The following is a 17,143-nucleotide window of genomic DNA, read 5'->3' as shown; positions in this document are numbered from 1 at the left end:
TCAGCAATGTGATAAAGAATATACAGTACTGAGCTGCAGGCATTCTGTCTGACATGAACCAGGGCTACAGGGGATATAACGAAGCGTTGAGGGCAGCAATATTGCTGCCGGGAAGACGCTCCCCCGGCAGAAACACAAATTAAATCGGCTTGTTGTGATCAGGAAGCATTCTACATAGTGTGTTGTCCTTCTGGACATAGTGATGAAGCAACGCCGCTGCCGCATGGAAAGCAATGAAGAAATATCCGGCATTACCCAGTGTTTCGTGAATATTTTTCAGTACTGACTTCACCAAAGGGTCGGGCGTAGCAAAAGGAGAAATAGTGAGCCCCAGAAAAATCCAGCTCTTACCGTTAATAGCCATCAGAGCGACCTCCAGTAATTTTCTCCGAAATGAATGCTGCATAGCCATGATCTTCTGTCGGATTATCGCGCTTCAGCGGCCAGTCGATATCGTCATCCTGCCGGGCGATATAACCATCAAGTGCCCCGTATTCAGGTTGCATAGACCCGTTGAACTCACAGCACGAAGCGGTTAGAACTAACTGAGCTGAAGGTCCGTTGTGAGCGAGAAGCGGACATTGCAGACTGCCCAGTAGAAAAAGTGCTATCAGAATTATCTAAAGGAAGATCGTATTTACCATGTCTCATTCTAACTGTTTAATAAATTACAAAAATTAAAATTTCCATTTAATATCATCGCGTTAAGCAAGAGAATTAAACCTCTCATTTAATTTATGATTCTTATTTAATTCATGAGTTGGTGTAAAAATAGGTTGCCGCACTATAGAAAGACACATATTTAAACCCAGCAGGAAATCATATTTGAAAGTAATGTGTTTAAGGGGCTGCGTAACAAGAACAGCAAGTAAACACATAGTACTGATGAATCCCCTAATGATTTTGGTAAAAATCATTAAGTTAAGGTGGATACACATCTTGTCATATGATCAAATGGTTTCGCGAAAAATCAATAATCAGACAACAAGATGTGCGAACTCGATATTTTACACGACTCTCTTTACCAATTCTGCCCCGAATTACACTTAAAACGACTCAACAGCTTAACGTTGGCTTGCCACGCATTACTTGACTGTAAAACTCTCACTCTTACCGAACTTGGCCGTAACCTGCCAACCAAAGCGAGAACAAAACATAACATCAAACGAATCGACCGATTGTTAGGTAATCGTCACCTCCACAAAGAGCGACTCGCTGTATACCGTTGGCATGCTAGCTTTATCTGTTCGGGCAATACGATGCCCATTGTACTTGTTGACTGGTCTGATATTCGTGAGCAAAAACGACTTATGGTATTGCGAGCTTCAGTCGCACTACACGGTCGTTCTGTTACTCTTTATGAGAAAGCGTTCCCGCTTTCAGAGCAATGTTCAAAGAAAGCTCATGACCAATTTCTAGCCGACCTTGCGAGCATTCTACCGAGTAACACCACACCGCTCATTGTCAGTGATGCTGGCTTTAAAGTGCCATGGTATAAATCCGTTGAGAAGCTGGGTTGGTACTGGTTAAGTCGAGTAAGAGGAAAAGTACAATATGCAGACCTAGGAGCGGAAAACTGGAAACCTATCAGCAACTTACATGATATGTCATCTAGTCACTCAAAGACTTTAGGCTATAAGAGGCTGACTAAAAGCAATCCAATCTCATGCCAAATTCTATTGTATAAATCTCGCTCTAAAGGCCGAAAAAATCAGCGCTCGACACGGACTCATTGTCACCACCCGTCACCTAAAATCTACTCAGCGTCGGCAAAGGAGCCATGGGTTCTAGCAACTAACTTACCTGTTGAAATTCGAACACCCAAACAACTTGTTAATATCTATTCGAAGCGAATGCAGATTGAAGAAACCTTCCGAGACTTGAAAAGTCCTGCCTACGGACTAGGCCTACGCCATAGCCGAACGAGCAGCTCAGAGCGTTTTGATATCATGCTGCTAATCGCCCTGATGCTTCAACTAACATGTTGGCTTGCGGGCGTTCATGCTCAGAAACAAGGTTGGGACAAGCACTTCCAGGCTAACACAGTCAGAAATCGAAACGTACTCTCAACAGTTCGCTTAGGCATGGAAGTTTTGCGGCATTCTGGCTACACAATAACAAGGGAAGACTTACTCGTGGCTGCAACCCTACTAGCTCAAAATTTATTCACACATGGTTACGCTTTGGGGAAATTATGAGGGGATCTCTCAGTGCTGCGTACCGATATCAATGTTAATCATACCAACTTTGTCGGCTGGACGCCGTTACTGGAAGCCATCGTGCTTAATGACGGCGGCGCGAAACAGCAGGAAATCGTCAAGCTGCTGCTCGACCATGGCGCAAACCCGCACATGACGGATAAATACGGTAAAACCCCGCTGGAGCTGGCGCGGGAGAAAGGATACCACGAAATTGCCGAGCTGCTGATTGCGGCCGGAGCCTGACAGAGGAGCGCTACTATCGTTACGCCATCACGGCGATGCGTACGGGCGCTAACCGCAGACGGCGCGTTTCTCGCTTTCCGGGGAACGGGACGGGTTGAACAGGTTTTTTCCCGCGCGGTAAACCTGTTGATACCTGAACAGCAGCGGTTGCTGACGTTACTGAGTGAAGGTTGTGATAACGCGCCTAACAGCTGTCGGCTGGCGCTGACGCATTGTGAAGAGCTGTTTCACCCCGGTGAGAGAGTCAGTTTTACCGAATCGGGGATAGCCGTTGGCAACGATAAATGGATAGAAACTTCCGGTTGTCTGCCGTGGCGCATACCACAGTGGAGGCCTGATGCAATAAGCTTTGCTGCAATCCGCTGGCTGCGCTGGGAAGAGGTTATCCGCCAACAGCTAAGAAGCGCTGACACATTATTTCTGTACCAGGGTGATAACCCGTTTTATCTGGAAATCACCCGCCAATTACTGAGTCGCCGGCAAACATTACTGGCGGCGTTGCAGACAGGAGAAAATATCTCTACAGCGGTCAGCCATTTAATTGGTCTGGGGATTGGTTTGACGCCTTCATCTGATGATTATTTAGTGGGTTTAAGCACTATTTTATTTATTCCTGGACATCCGCTGGGGAAATATCGTGATGATTTTTTAGCAGCCTTACAACGTGCCGGAAATAATACCACGCTACTCAGCAAAATAACGCTAGAGGAAGCCTTTCATCAACGTTATCGGGAAAGCGTCGGACGGCTGCTGAACCATATTATTACTGAGCAACAACCCGTTTCTACGCAATATATTACTGACATTAAAAATATCGGCTCAAGTTCTGGCTGCGACATGCTGTATGGCATGGCGGATGCCTGCGCCCTGAGCCACAGGTCCGGAGGGAATTATGTCGATCAGGATAGTTGTTAAAAAGAACACGTATTTTGATTCTGTCTCACTGATGTCTATCTCTACACGCGCAAATAAGCTCGATGGCGTTGAGCAGGCGTTCGTGGCTATGGCGACAGAAATGAATAAGGGCGTACTGAAGAATCTCGGTCTGCTCACGCCTGAACTTGAAGAGGCGAAAAGTGGCGACCTGATGATTGTCATTAAAGGTGCCAGCGAGGCGGCGAACGATCAGACGCTGGTGGCGATTGAAGACTTGTTTACGCATAAAGAGCAAGGGGGGCAGCATGAAGCGCGCTATGCCACGCTTGCCAGTGCGAAGAAGCATGTTCCTGACAGCAACCTGGCGGTGATCTCGGTCAATGGTCTGTTTGCCGCGCGTGAAGCGCGTCAGGCGCTGCAAAATAACCTCAACGTGATGCTGTTCTCTGACAACGTCTCTCTTGAAGACGAACTGGCGCTCAAGCAGCTGGCGCATGAAAAAGGGCTGCTGATGATGGGGCCCGATTGCGGAACCGCCATTATTAACGGCGCGGCGCTGTGTTTTGGCAATGCGGTGCGTCGCGGCAACATCGGAATTGTTGGCGCCTCCGGTACCGGTAGCCAGGAGCTGAGCGTACGCATTCACGAGTTTGGCGGCGGGATTTCCCAACTGATTGGCACCGGTGGACGCGATCTGAGCGAAAAGATTGGCGGCCTGATGATGCTTGACGCGATTGGTATGCTGGAGGCCGATCCGCAAACCGAGATCATCGCGCTTATCTCCAAACCTCCTGCGCCAACAGTGGCGCGCAAAGTGCTGGAACGTGCGCGCGCCTGCCATAAGCCCGTCGTGGTGTGTTTCCTCGGACGTGAAGCCGCGCCTGCGGATGAAAACGGTCTGCTGTTTGCACGCGGCACTAAAGAGGCGGCGCTGAAAGCGGTACTGCTGACTGGCGTGAAAAAAGAGAGTCTGGATCTGCATCCGCTCAACTGGCCGCTGATTGAAGAGGTCCGCGCCCGCCTGACCCCGCAGCAAAAGTACATTCGCGGCTTGTTCTGTGGCGGCACGCTGTGCGATGAGGCGATGTTTGCTGCCATGGAAAAACATGCGGAGGTTTACAGCAACATTCATCCGGATCCGGCTTTTCGCCTGACAGATCTCAACCGCAGCGTGGGACATACCTTCCTTGATTTCGGAGATGACGATTTTACCAACGGTAAACCGCACCCGATGATCGATCCAACCAACCGCATTAGTCGTCTGTTGCAGGAAGCACGCGATCCTGAAGTCGGCGTGATTGTTATGGACTTCGTTCTTGGATATGGATCACATGAAGATCCGGTTGGCGTGATGATCGAGGCGATCGTCGAAGCCAAAGCGATCGCCGCCGCAGAGGGGCGTCCGCTTGAGATCCTCGGCTACGTGCTGGGAACCGATCTCGATACGCCGTCGCTGGAAAAACAGTGCCAGATGCTGACCGATGCAGGCGTGATCTGGGCGAGCAGTAGCACCAATACCGGATTGCTGGCGCGTGAATTTATCTGTAAAGGGGAGGAAGCCTGATGAGCCAGACACTGTTTAACCAGCCGCTGAACGTGATTAACGTCGGCATCGCGATGTTCAGCGATGACCTGAAAAAGCAGAATGTTCCCGTGACCCAGCTCGACTGGACGCCGCCGGGCCAGGGCAACATGCAGGTCGTGGCCGCACTGGACGAAATTGCCGATTCGCCGCTGGCTGACAAAATCGCTGCCGCTAACCAGCAGGCGCTGGAACGCATTATCCAGTCGCATCCGGTGCTGATTGGCTATGACCAGGCGATCAACGTCGTGCCGGGCATGACCCGCAACACCATCCTGCACGCCGGACCGCCCATCTGCTGGGAAAAAATGTGCGGCGCAATGAAGGGCGCGGTCACCGGGGCTTTGGTGTTTGAAGGGCTGGCGAAAGATCTGGATGAAGCCGCCGACCTGGCCGCCTCGGGTGAAATCATTTTCTCACCGTGCCACGAGCATGACTGTGTCGGTTCGATGGCGGGTGTGACGTCGGCGTCGATGTTTATGCACATCGTCGAGAACAAAACCTACGGCAACCGCGCATATACCAATATGAGCGAGCAGATGGCGAAGATCCTGCGCATGGGCGCGAACGATCAGAGCGTTATCGATCGCCTGAACTGGATGCGCGATGTGATGGGACCGATGCTGCGCGACGCCATGAAGCTGGCGGGCGAAATCGATCTGCGCCTGATGCTGGCGCAGGCGCTGCACATGGGCGATGAGTGCCATAACCGCAACAACGCCGGGACGGCGCTACTGATACAGGCACTGACGCCGTGGATTATTCAGACCGGCTATCCGGTTGAGCAGCAGCGTGAGGTATTCGAGTTCGTCCTCAGCAGCGATTACTTCTCCGGACCGACCTGGATGGCGATGTGTAAAGCCGCAATGGACGCCGCACACGGGATCGAATACAGCACCGTAGTTACGACGATGGCGCGTAACGGCGTTGAATTCGGTCTGCGCATCAGCGGCTTACCGGGTCAGTGGTTTACCGGTCCGGCGCAGCAGGTGATTGGCCCAATGTTTGCGGGCTATAAGCCCGAAGATTCCGGACGTGATATCGGTGATAGCGCAATTACCGAAACCTACGGCATCGGCGGTTTTGCCATGGCCACGGCACCGGCCATCGTGGCGCTGGTGGGCGGTACGGTTGAAGAGGCGGTCGATTTCTCTCGCCAGATGCGTGAAATCACTCTCGGCGAAAATCCCAACGTTACTATTCCGTTACTTGGTTTTATGGGCGTACCGACCGCTATCGACATTACGCGCGTGGGTAGCACCGGCATTCTGCCGGTGATTAACACCGCAATTGCGCACAAAGATGCGGGGATCGGCATGATCGGCGCCGGAATAGTCCATCCGCCGTTCGCCTGTTTTGAAAAGGCGATCCTCAACTGGCGCGACCGCTACTGCCAATAACAACAATCGGGGCTAACGGTGTTAGCCCCACAGTAGCGAAGCAAAAAACGTTGCTTACCTGCAGGGCTGGGCGATCCCCGGGATCGCAAACGATGCTTAACCTGTTAAGGATATTCCATGAACAGCATAAAACTAGAATGGAAACGTGGTGACTGGGCTGCTTACTTTGGGCTGATGACCAACAACCTGACTAACCTGCTGACAATGATGGGGCTGCTCATTTTTGTCGTCGGGATCCCTACCGAAATTGTCTATGGTCGCATTGCGCCTGCCTTTGGTCTGGCGGTGCTGGTGGCCAGCGTCTGCTACGCCTGGTTTGGCCTGCAGATGGCAAAGCACACCGGGCGTAAAGACGTGACGGCGCTGCCGTCCGGGCCGAGCGCACCGTCAATTTTTACCGTGACCTTCCTGGTGCTAATGCCGGTATATCAGCAAACCAAAGATGCCAACTTTGCTATCCAGATAGCCCTGGTGTGGTGCTTTGTGGAAGCGTTGATCCTGGTCGGCGGCTCCTTCCTGGGCGAGACCATCCGCAAGATGATCCCGCGTACGGTATTACTTTCTTGTCTGTCCGGTCTGGGACTGTTGCTGCTGGCGATGAACCCGATGCTGCAGGCATTTGAAGCGCCGACCGTCTCTTTCATCGTCTTGTTGTTGATCTTCATTAACTGGTTCGGTAAGAAGCCGATTTTTGTCCGCATCCCCACCGGTTTGCTGCTGCTGATTGCCGGTACAGCGTTGGCGTGGATCTCCGGTTTGCAAAGCCCGGAAGCCATAAAATCTTCTATGTCTTCCTTTGGCTTCAACCCGCCGGAAATCCATGTCGACAGCTTCCTGCAGGGTTTGCCGCACGCGCTGCCGTACCTGGCTTCTGCGGTTCCTCTGGGTCTGGCGAACTACATTTTTGACCTTGAGAACATTGAAAGTGCGCATGCGGCGGGTGATGAGTACAACACCCGTAAAGTCATGATGGCGAACGGTTTTGCCTCCATGCTCGGCTGCATGCTGGGCAACCCATTCCCGGTGACCGTATATGTTGGGCATGCGGGCTGGAAAGCGATGGGGGCCAGCATCGGTTATACCCTCGCTTCAGGCATCACTATGTTCCTGGTACCGCTGTTTGGACTGGGGGCGTTTATGCTCGCGATTATTCCGATGACTGCGATAGTGCCGATTCTGGTGTTTATCGGCGTGGTGACCGCCAACCAGGTGGTGCGAGAGACGCCCAAAGTTGAGGTTCCCGTTATCTTTATCTGCTTGTTCCCGTGGATCGCTAACTGGGCGTTGACCATCGTCAACAGCGTGATGGGCGCCGCCGGAACATCCGCGGGGAAACTGGGCAGCGACCTGCTGCACAGCAAAGGTGTCTATTACGATGGGCTGGTGCATCTGGGAAGCGGCGCGCCGCTGGCCAGTATGCTGTGGGGCTGCGTCGCTATCTTCGCCATTATGAATAAGCCGCTGCGTGGGGCGATTGCCGCAGCTTTTGGCGCGCTGTTATCGCTGTTTGGTGTGATCCACTCTCCGACGGTTGGCTTTGCAGAAGGCAGTTCGATGATGTTTGTTGTGGCCTACCTGATGATGAGCGGCATGTTTGTCCTCAAGCATGTTCTTGATAGCCGTGAAGCGGTGACTGCGCCTGAGCAGGAACCGACGAAAACGACCTGAATCGCCTGTAAGCGGAAGATAACACTATGAAAGAACTTGTGGTCGTTGCCATTGGCGGCAACAGCATTATCAAAGATAACGCCAGCCAGTCGATTGAGCACCAGGCTGAAGCGGTGAAAGCGGTGGCGGACACGGTACTGGAGATGTTGGCATCGGACTACAACATTGTGCTGACGCACGGAAACGGGCCGCAGGTGGGGCTGGATCTACGGCGTGCGGAAATCGCGCATGAGCGTGAAGGGTTGCCGCTCACCCCGCTGGCAAACTGCGTCGCCGATACGCAGGGCGGGATCGGCTATCTGATCCAACAGGCGCTGAACAACCGCCTGGCGCGGCGTGGTGAGCAGAAGGCGGTTACGGTGGTCACGCAGGTGGAGGTCGACAAAAACGATCCGGGCTTCGCTAACCCGACCAAGCCTATCGGCGCGTTCTTTAGCGAAGCGCAGCGCGATGAACTGCAGCGGGTCAATCCGGGCTGGCGCTTTGTTGAAGATTCGGGACGCGGCTACCGCCGGGTCGTCGCCTCTCCGGAACCGAAGCGTATTGTCGAGGCGGAGGCGATCAAAACGCTGACCCAGCAAGGCTTTGTGGTGATTGGCGCGGGTGGCGGTGGGATCCCGGTGGTGCGTAGCGATCAGGGGGATTATCAGAGCGTGGATGCGGTGATTGATAAAGATCTCTCCACGGCTCTGCTGGCGCAGGAGATCCGCGCTGACATTCTGGTGATCACCACCGGCGTCGAACAGGTCTGTATTCATTTTGGCAAACCCAACCAGCAGGCGCTGGATAAGGTGGATGTCGCAACGATGACCCGTTACATGCAGGAGGGACATTTCCCGCCGGGGAGCATGTTACCCAAAATCGTTGCCAGTCTGGCGTTCCTGGCGCGTGGCGGTAAGCGAGTGATCATCACCACGCCGGAATGCCTGCCGGCCGCACTGCGCGGCGAAACGGGCACCCATATTGTCCATTCCTGAGAGGAAATGTGAATGAAGGAAAGTAACAGCCGCCGTGAATTTTTAAGTCAGAGCGGAAAAATGGTGACCGCTGCCGCGCTGTTTGGCGCAGTGGCTCCGGTCGCGTATGCTGCTAATCCTGTCGGGAACACCTGCGGGGCGAAGAGCACAATGACGATTAACGATAAGCACTATTACCTGGATAACGTCCTGCTGGAAGCGGGGTTTGATTACGAAAACTCGGTGGTGGTGCATACCCATACCGCGCTGCAAACCGTTGAAATTCAGGACGGGAAAATTGTTGCACTGCGTGAGAATAAGCAGCATCCGGATGCGACGCTGCCGCACTACGATGCGGGTGGAAAGCTGATGCTGCCCGCCATGCGCGACATGCACATCCATCTGGATAAAACCTTTTACGGCGGTCCCTGGCGTTCGCTGAATCGCCCGGCTGGCACCACCATTCAGGATATGATCCGCCTTGAGCAAAAGCTGCTGCCTGAACTCCAGCCTTACACGCAGGAGCGCGCGGAAAAGCTCATCGATCTGCTGCAATCAAAAGGCACCTCGATCGCCCGCAGCCACTGCAATATCGAACCGGTTTCCGGGCTGAAAAACCTGGAAAATCTGCAGGCGGTGCTGGCGCGTCGCCAGCCGGGTTTTGCCTGTGAAATCGTGGCGTTTCCGCAGCATGGCCTGCTGTTATCGAAGTCTGAACCGTTGATGCGTGAAGCAATGCAGGCGGGGGCGCATTACGTCGGCGGTCTGGACCCAACCAGCGTGGATGGGGCGATGGAAAAATCCCTCGACACCATGTTCCAGATTGCGCTGGATTACGATAAAGGCGTGGATATCCATCTGCATGAAACCAGCCCGGCGGGCGTTGCGGCGGTGAATTACATGGTGGAAACGGTGGAGAAAACGCCGCAGTTGAAGGGCAAACTGACCATCAGCCACGCATTTGCGCTGGCGACGCTGAACGAACAGCAGGTGGATGCGCTGGCGAGCCGCATGGCGGCGCAGCAGATTACCATTGCCTCGACGGTGCCGATCGGAACCTTGCATATGCCGCTCAAGCAGCTGCGTGACAAAGGCGTGGAAGTGATTACCGGGACCGACAGTGTGATTGACCACTGGTCGCCGTACGGGCTTGGAGACATGCTGGAGAAGGCGAATCTGTACGCGCAGCTGTATATTCGTCCCAATGAACTCAACCTGTCGCGAGCGCTGTTCCTCGCCACCGGCGATGTGCTGCCGCTTAACGATAAAGGTGAGCGCGTCTGGCCGAAGGCGCAGGATGAAGCCAGCTTTGTACTGGTGGATGCCTCCTGCTCAGCGGAAGCGGTCGCGCGAATCTCCCCACGCACCGCGACCTTCCATAAAGGCCAACTGGTGTGGGGGAACGTCGCAAGCTAGCTTGGTTTTAAGCGCAGCGGCAATCGCTGCTGCGCTCTCTGCTCGTTAACCGACGATCCCCATATAGCCGTGAATCCCCATATATAAGCCGACCATCGCGATAAGCGCGCTGGAAAAATAGGGCGCTTTGCGTGCCAGTGTGTTAAATCCGCTCCAGCGTTTGGCCGCCTGCTGCACGCTGATTGCCGCTCCCACGCCCACCGTTACCAGCGTTAGCGCCAGCCCGAGGCTGAAGCACAGCACCATAGTGGCACCCAGCGTGAAGGCTTTGAGCTGGATGCAAATCAGCAGTACCGTAATGGCGGCAGGGCAGGGGATCAACCCGCCGGTCAGACCAAACAATAATATTTGGCCGTTGGTGACCTCTTTGCCTGCAAAGCGGCGCTGAATATCGGTAGCATGTGCCCGCTCGTGCGCGTCCTGATACGCTTTCGAACCCTCGCTCAGCCCTGCTAACGCAGCATGGTTATGATCGTGGTCATGTTCGTGATGATGATGGTGAGCTTCACCGTGGTTATGATGGTGGTGATGGTCATCATGATCATGGTGATGCTCATGATCGTGGCCATGATGTGTCTGGGTCAGCCAGTTCTGTTCTCCCTGCCAGGTTCGCCAGAACATCCAGAATGCGGTCCCGAGAATAATAATCGCCGAGACAAACTGCAGCCAGGGCTCAACGGCCTGGGCAGTAAACGCTTTGCTGATATACATCCCGCCGAGCGCAATCAGCCATACCACTGCGGTATGCGACAGCGTTGCCGCCAGCCCCAGCATCACCGCCTGTTTGATGGTTCCCTTAATGGCAATAATAAAGGCCGCCATCATCGTCTTGGAATGCCCTGGTTCCAGACCGTGTAACACTCCTAATAGAATCGCGCTGGGAATGAAAAACCAGGCGTTGCCTTGCTGAAGAAGCGTAGAAAACTCACCCATGAGAATGATTCTTAGTTGTTTAATTTTGCCAGATTCTACTCCCCCCCAGTATTAAATACTACCCCCCAGTAGAATGACGATGGTATTGTCGCTACAGCCAGACGTTGAAAAGGTATTGCTATGTCACACACGATCCGCGACAAACAAAAGCTGAAAGCCCGAACCAGTAAGATTCAGGGGCAGGTAGCGGCGTTGAAAACCATGTTGGATGAACCGCATGAATGCGCGGCGGTATTGCAGCAAATAGCGGCGATCCGCGGTGCGGTAAACGGGTTAATGCGCGAGGTGATTAAAGGTCATCTGACCGAGCACATTGTGCATCAGGGCGATGAAATTAAGCGCGAAGAAGATTTGGATGTGGTTTTGAAAGTACTCGATTCGTACATCAAATAAGTCAGTTTAACGGCTCATCCACATACTGATGAATGAGCCGTTAAAAACACGTTCTAGCCAAAAAACATCACAGATACACACAGCAGACCGACAATCAGGGTGATCAGATTTCCCACTGAACGGTACGGCTTTAGCGCCGGGATCAGATAGGTAGATAATGTCGGCATGATAAACAGAATCATGGCAATCAGCGGCCCGCTAATCGCGTAAATCATTGAAATTGCATTAGGGTTAATGCAGCAAATGATAAACGTAATGGTCGAAACCAGCATAATGGACAGGGCGCGGTTAAAGGCCCGGCTTTTCTTCACTCCCACCTGATGCAACGATGTTTTTACCACCTCGGTTGCCCCTTCAATCACGCCAAAGTAGGTGCCGAGGAACGATTTTGACATCGCCACGACGGCGACAATGATCCCAGAAATCGACAGCCATGCTGGTGCGTTTGGCATCATCGATAGCGCTGACAGAATGGTCACCCCTTCATTTTTCGCGTCCTCGATATAGTTTGTCGGAATCGAAAGCAAACAGCTGAAGACGAAAAACAGCACGCTCAGGCAGATGATGACGTAGGCTACCTTCATGATTTTTTTGCATTTACCCATGGCCTGCTCGCCGTATTTCTCACGTCGGTCGATGGCGAACGTCGAGATAATTGGCGTATGGCTAAAAGCGAAAACCATCACGGGAATAGATATCCAAACCTGATGAAGCGTGTGCTGATCGAAAGACATCTGGCCGGTGAGTAGCGTTGGCTGCCAGCTTCCGGTCAGGTAGAGCGAAAGGAACAAAAAGTACGCGATGAGCGGGAACACCAGAAAGCCCATTACCCGAATGGTTGCTTGTCGGCCCATCAGAAAAATCAGGTTCAGCACCAGCACCACGCCAAGACTGACCAGCATACGAACACGCAGATCGATGGCGATATGTTTTGCCAGTTGTTCAGTGAGTGAATTGGTTATCGCCACGGCGTAGATCAGCACTACCACAAAGAAGGCAATAAAATAGAGGGTCGTGATCAGGCTGCCTATCTTTTTGCCGTAGTAGTGCGTAACTGCACCAGTGATCCCTTCACCTGCCGAGGTTTTTGAGGACAGGATAAACTGGCACAGCGCCTTGTGCGGCCAGTAGGTTAAAGGCCAGGCGACGAGTGCGGTGATAAACAGTACCACCGCGCCTGCAGAACCCAGCTGTATGGGGAGGAAGAGGGTTCCTGCGCCGACGGCAGTCCCATATAGTGCGAAGCTCCAGAGAGTCTCTTCTTTTGACCAAAATTTCGACATTATTTGAACGTATCAACTATAAAATAAACAAAAAGAAGCGCAATTTACCACAAATGGCAGGGGCTGGGGGAGGTGTCAACAAGCGGGCGAGTGAATGGATCAAAAGCCGGAACCGAGAAGATTCCGGCTATTGTTTGAATTATCAGGCAGTAACGCGCTGCTGGCGACGCTTCATAACGCGCTCGCGTAAAGTGTCATAAGCCCAGTTATAGAACATGGTGTATGGCAGGAAGAACAGGAAGAAACCTATTTCCAGCGTGAATGCCTGGAGCAGGCTGACGTTCAGCACATACGCCACGACGCTCACCCCGATGACAATAAAACCGCTCTCGAAGCCTAAGGCGTGGAATGCCCGCACTTTAGCCGTACGTTTTACCAGGTGCGACGGCCACAGTCGGTCAAACAGGGCGTTATAAATGATATTCCAGATCATCGCCGTCGTGGCGAGAAGAATGGTCAGTCCGCCCATTTCCAGCACCGAGCGCTGCATCAACCATGCGGTGGTTGGTGCGAGGATCGCGGTGGCAATGCCTTCAAAGCAGACGGCATGAAAAATTCGCTCCAGTAACGAGCGGCGTTGGACTGTATCGTGTTGCATAATCTAAAACCTTCTTTGATGCCCGGATAACGGAATGGTGGCAATTTTATCGTTTTATGTGATATCTAAAAGATAGTATCCATCGATAAAGTAGATAGTTCATGCGTTACTCTCCTGAAGCGTTAACGGCATTTGTGGAGACCGTTTCCTGCGGCTCATTTTCTGCTGCGGCCCGGCGGCTGCGTAAAAGTCAGTCCACCATCAGCACGGCCATTGCGCATCTGGAAGCCGATCTCGGTTTTGCGCTGTTTGACCGCTCATCACGTCAGCCGACGCTAACCGAAGAAGGTAAGCGGGTGCTGGGCTATGTGCAGGCAATTTTGACGGCCAGCGAACGTCTTGATGAGGCAGCAATTTCGCTGTCGGGTGAAACGGAAGCGCGTCTGACCTTCGTTTTGTCTGACACGCTGCACCCGGATGTGCTGGAAGAATTGATGGTGCAGTTCGACCACAAGTTTCCCCATACCGAGTTTGAATGTCTGATTGGCGAAGATGAAGACGTGATCGATCTGCTGCAAAAAGGACGTGCTCAGGTTGGGTTGATCGAAGCGCGGGAGGATTACCCGACCGACATGGGCGTCACGCGTCTGCCGATGCAAACCTGGATGGGATTATACGTTGCGGCATCACATCCACTGGCGACTCAAGAAAAACTGCAGTGGGAACAGCTACATACCTGGCGAGAGCTGCGGCTGAATACCTATCTGGAGAGCGGCACTAACGTGGCGCGCGGCCCCGTCTGGTCGGCGCCTAACTATTTGTTGCTGCTGAGTATGGCGGTGCAGGGATTCGGCTGGTGCGCGCTCCCTTGTGCGCTGGTGGAGGAGTTTGCGGCAGAAAAACCGCTGGTCCAATTGATGCTGCCCGGCTGGCCAAAGGCTATCTCTATCGATCTGCTGTGGAATAAGAAATCACCGCCTGGCGTGGCGGGAAGTTGGCTGCGCGACCATTTACAGCAGAGTGGCGTTCAGATGACCAATAAATGATACGAATTTCCTTTGTGATAAAAATCACCGTTTTTAAACAACCTTGATAACTCTTTTTAACAATCATCTACTATTGCGGTGTTATTTTGCGCTGAGGTGGTGATGAAAGAGGTTGTGATAGTCGGGGCGTTACGAACACCGATCGGCTGCTTCCAGGGGACGCTGGCGCGCCACTCTGCCGTTGAATTAGGTAGCATGGTAGTCAGGGCGTTACTGGAGCGCACGGGCGTGGACGTTCACGCTGTGGATGAAGTGATCCTCGGACAGGTGCTTACCGCAGGTGCCGGGCAAAATCCGGCGCGTCAGTCCGCCATCAATGGTGGGCTACCCAATACCGTCTCCGCCATCACCATTAACGATGTCTGCGGCTCGGGTCTGAAAGCGCTGCATCTGGCGACCCAGGCTATCCAGTGCGGCGAAGCCGACATTGTGATTGCGGGCGGACAAGAGAATATGAGCCGTGCGCCGCATGTCCTTACTGATAGCCGTACCGGCGCACAGTTGGGCAACAGTCAACTGGTCGACAGCCTGGTGCATGACGGCCTGTGGGACGCTTTCAACGATTACCATATGGGCGTTACCGCGGAAAATCTGGCGCGGGAATATGGCATCAGCCGTGAACTGCAGGATGCCTACGCACTACATTCGCAGCGCAAGGCGCGGATGGCAATTGACGCCGGGCGCTTTAAAGATGAAATCGTGCCGGTGGTAACGCAGCGTAATGGGCAATCGTTCGTGGTGGATACCGACGAACAGCCGCGCACCGATGCCAGCGCAGAAGGGCTGGCGCGTCTGGATCCGACCTTCGACAGGCTCGGTTCAGTAACCGCGGGCAACGCGTCATCCATCAATGATGGCGCCGCTGCGGTGATGATGATGAGCGAGGCCAAGGCCCAGGAGCTGAATTTGCCGGTGCTGGCCCGCATCCGCGCCTTTGCCAGCGTCGGGGTCGATCCCGCGCTCATGGGAATTGCGCCGGTGTACGCGACGCGCCGTTGCCTTGAGCGTGTGGGCTGGCAACTGGCTGATGTTGATCTTATCGAGGCCAACGAAGCCTTTGCCGCACAGGCATTGTCCGTTGGAAAAATGCTGGAGTGGGATGAACGGCGGGTGAATGTGAACGGCGGAGCCATTGCGCTCGGTCATCCGATTGGCGCATCTGGTTGCCGTATTCTGGTTTCACTGGTGCATGAAATGGTGAAGCGTCGGGCGCACAAGGGCCTGGCAACGTTATGTATCGGCGGTGGTCAGGGCGTGGCGCTCGCTATCGAGCGAGATTAACCACCCGAAGTTTTCTCTGCTTAAACGCCTTTCCCGCTGTATATCCCCTGCATCTATAAAAAAGCCCTCCAACAGGAGGGCAAGGCCAGTTACAGAAACATACACTCTAAACTCTGTTAACGTATCAAAACGGCGTTTCATTTCATGTGATTAACAGCGCACTTTGTTAGAAAAGGTGTGTGAACGGCGTGTGAGGCTGGCTGTATTTTCAATGTCTTATCCCTACCCCTCATGAACTACTCTTGTTTGTTTTTATCTATCTAATTGTTTTAAATAATTTTATTGAAACCATTCCCGCGATTTATATGCGCTAGCGTGATCGCAATTACACTTTTGATAATAAGATGCAGAAAAAGTGAAACGTTGTTTTATTTGTAATTGAAAACCCATTCCGGGAGGGATATCATGAGCGCATAAGATAAAACGGAACAGCGTTTTGCTATTCGTTTAAGCATTCACGGTCAATTTATCACTGGAGGTAAATGTGGACGTAAGACAAAGCATCCATAGTGCGCATGCGAAAACCCTGGATACTCAGGAGCTGCGTAATGAGTTTTTGGTCGAAGAAGTGTTTGTCACAGATGAATACACCATGGTCTACAGCCACATTGACCGCATCATTGTTGGCGGCATTATGCCAGTGGCCAAAACCGTTTCTGTGGGTGGCGAAGTCGGCAAACAGCTGGGCGTAACCTACTTCCTCGAGCGTCGTGAGCTGGGTGTGATTAACATCGGTGGCCCGGGCACGATTACCGTTGACGGCCAGTGCTATGAAATTGGTCATCGTGACGCGCTGTACGTCGGGAAAGGGGCCAAAGAAGTGGTATTCGCCAGCATTGATACGGCGAAACCAGCGAAGTTTTACTACAACTGCGCGCCGGCCCACACGACTTATCCCACCAAAAAAGTCACGCCAGCAGACGTTGCGCCAGTGACGCTGGGCGATGACCTCACCAGTAACCGTCGTACCATCAACAAATATTTTGTGCCGGATGTGCTGGAAACCTGCCAGTTGAGCATGGGTCTGACCGAACTGGCGCCGGGTAACCTGTGGAACACCATGCCGTGTCATACCCATGAACGTCGTATGGAAGTCTATTTCTATTTCAATATGGAAGAAGATACCTGCGTCTTCCACATGATGGGGCAGCCTCAGGAAACGCGTCATATTGTGATGCACAACGAGCAGGCGGTGATTTCGCCGAGCTGGTCAATTCACTCCGGCGTTGGCACAAAAGCTTATACGTTCATTTGGGGCATGGTCGGCGAAAACCAGGTCTTTGATGATATGGACCATGTAGCGGTCAAAGATCTGCGCTAGTTGCGG

At 53.0% G+C, this 17,143-nt stretch carries 15 protein-coding genes and 2 pseudogenes; 12 read left to right on the top strand and 5 right to left on the bottom strand.

Annotated elements, in window-relative coordinates; all coding sequences use genetic code 11:
• Positions 1–139: 139 nt before the first annotated feature.
• Together GPJ68_RS20175 and GPJ68_RS20170 are read right to left on the bottom strand one after the other, a co-directional pair.
• A pseudogene (locus GPJ68_RS20175) lies at positions 140–382 on the bottom strand (cytochrome b/b6 domain-containing protein); the annotation flags it as partial.
• Positions 354–506 (bottom strand): hypothetical protein, encoded by a 153-nt coding sequence (locus GPJ68_RS20170; RefSeq protein WP_156123960.1) that lies wholly within the window; start codon positions 504–506, stop codon positions 354–356. The gene GPJ68_RS20170 and the pseudogene GPJ68_RS20175, both read right to left, overlap by 29 nt.
• A 483-nt stretch (positions 507–989) precedes the next feature.
• On the opposite strand from GPJ68_RS20170, the gene GPJ68_RS20165 reads away from it, so the two are divergent.
• From GPJ68_RS20165 to GPJ68_RS20130, 8 genes and pseudogenes are all read left to right on the top strand, one after another.
• Entirely contained in the window at positions 990–2,198 is a 1,209-nt protein-coding gene (locus GPJ68_RS20165) for an IS4-like element ISVsa5 family transposase (protein ID WP_001339197.1), read from the top strand.
• Between the two features lie 18 nt (positions 2,199–2,216).
• Positions 2,217–2,444: pseudogene (locus GPJ68_RS20160) on the top strand (ankyrin repeat domain-containing protein); the annotation flags it as partial.
• A gap of 126 nt (positions 2,445–2,570) precedes the next feature.
• Complete coding sequence (locus tag GPJ68_RS20155; RefSeq protein WP_104651231.1) at positions 2,571–3,359, top strand: DUF2877 domain-containing protein; 789 nt, start codon at positions 2,571–2,573, stop codon at positions 3,357–3,359.
• Positions 3,337–4,884, top strand: coding sequence for an acyl-CoA synthetase FdrA (gene fdrA / locus GPJ68_RS20150; RefSeq protein ID WP_016157393.1), 1,548 nt, complete (start codon positions 3,337–3,339; stop codon positions 4,882–4,884). The genes GPJ68_RS20155 and fdrA overlap by 23 nt, the downstream gene beginning before the upstream one ends.
• Positions 4,884–6,302: a DUF1116 domain-containing protein gene (locus GPJ68_RS20145; RefSeq protein WP_016154297.1), complete on the top strand. Its 1,419-nt coding sequence runs from the start codon at positions 4,884–4,886 to the stop codon at positions 6,300–6,302. Before fdrA ends, GPJ68_RS20145 begins: the two co-directional genes overlap by 1 nt.
• 117 nt (positions 6,303–6,419) lie before the next feature.
• Entirely contained in the window at positions 6,420–7,970 is a 1,551-nt protein-coding gene (locus GPJ68_RS20140) for a xanthine permease (RefSeq protein WP_104651232.1), read from the top strand.
• A gap of 26 nt (positions 7,971–7,996) precedes the next feature.
• Positions 7,997–8,947 (top strand): carbamate kinase family protein, encoded by a 951-nt coding sequence (locus GPJ68_RS20135; RefSeq protein WP_016154295.1) that lies wholly within the window; start codon positions 7,997–7,999, stop codon positions 8,945–8,947.
• A gap of 12 nt (positions 8,948–8,959) precedes the next feature.
• Positions 8,960–10,342: an amidohydrolase family protein gene (locus tag GPJ68_RS20130; protein ID WP_080859174.1), complete on the top strand. Its 1,383-nt coding sequence runs from the start codon at positions 8,960–8,962 to the stop codon at positions 10,340–10,342.
• A 45-nt stretch (positions 10,343–10,387) separates the two neighbouring features.
• Here GPJ68_RS20130 and GPJ68_RS20125 read toward each other — a convergent pair whose 3' ends face one another.
• Positions 10,388–11,275, bottom strand: a complete 888-nt coding sequence (locus tag GPJ68_RS20125) for a nickel/cobalt efflux protein RcnA (protein ID WP_104651234.1) — start codon at positions 11,273–11,275, stop codon at positions 10,388–10,390.
• 120 nt (positions 11,276–11,395) lie between these two features.
• Here GPJ68_RS20125 and rcnR point away from each other — a divergent pair, with 120 nt between their 5' ends.
• On the top strand, positions 11,396–11,668 hold the full coding sequence (gene rcnR, locus GPJ68_RS20120; RefSeq protein WP_003825567.1) for a Ni(II)/Co(II)-binding transcriptional repressor RcnR: 273 nt from the start codon (positions 11,396–11,398) through the stop codon (positions 11,666–11,668).
• 53 nt (positions 11,669–11,721) lie between these two features.
• Here the strand turns inward: rcnR and GPJ68_RS20115 are convergent, their stop codons facing one another.
• Together GPJ68_RS20115 and GPJ68_RS20110 are read right to left on the bottom strand one after the other, a co-directional pair.
• Positions 11,722–12,951 carry an amino acid permease gene (locus GPJ68_RS20115; protein ID WP_029139645.1) on the bottom strand — a complete coding sequence of 410 codons (1,230 nt, stop codon included), beginning with the start codon at positions 12,949–12,951 and terminating at the stop codon, positions 11,722–11,724.
• Between the two features lie 142 nt (positions 12,952–13,093).
• Entirely contained in the window at positions 13,094–13,549 is a 456-nt protein-coding gene (locus GPJ68_RS20110; RefSeq protein ID WP_104651235.1) for a multidrug/biocide efflux PACE transporter, read from the bottom strand.
• 101 nt (positions 13,550–13,650) lie between these two features.
• Here GPJ68_RS20110 and GPJ68_RS20105 point away from each other — a divergent pair, with 101 nt between their 5' ends.
• From GPJ68_RS20105 to kduI, 3 genes are all read left to right on the top strand, one after another.
• Positions 13,651–14,535, top strand: a complete 885-nt coding sequence (locus GPJ68_RS20105; protein WP_016154289.1) for a LysR family transcriptional regulator — start codon at positions 13,651–13,653, stop codon at positions 14,533–14,535.
• A 102-nt stretch (positions 14,536–14,637) separates the two neighbouring features.
• Positions 14,638–15,816, top strand: coding sequence for an acetyl-CoA C-acetyltransferase (locus GPJ68_RS20100; protein ID WP_104651236.1), 1,179 nt, complete (start codon positions 14,638–14,640; stop codon positions 15,814–15,816).
• Positions 15,817–16,300: 484 nt separating this feature from the next.
• Positions 16,301–17,137, top strand: a complete 837-nt coding sequence (gene kduI, locus GPJ68_RS20095) for a 5-dehydro-4-deoxy-D-glucuronate isomerase (protein ID WP_172860675.1) — start codon at positions 16,301–16,303, stop codon at positions 17,135–17,137.
• Positions 17,138–17,143 lie beyond the last annotated feature (6 nt).

Source organism: Citrobacter sp. 172116965 (assembly GCF_013458095.1).
GTDB classification, from domain to species: Bacteria; Pseudomonadota; Gammaproteobacteria; order Enterobacterales; family Enterobacteriaceae; genus Citrobacter; species Citrobacter braakii.
This window is presented reverse-complemented; position numbering and strand designations above follow the sequence as displayed.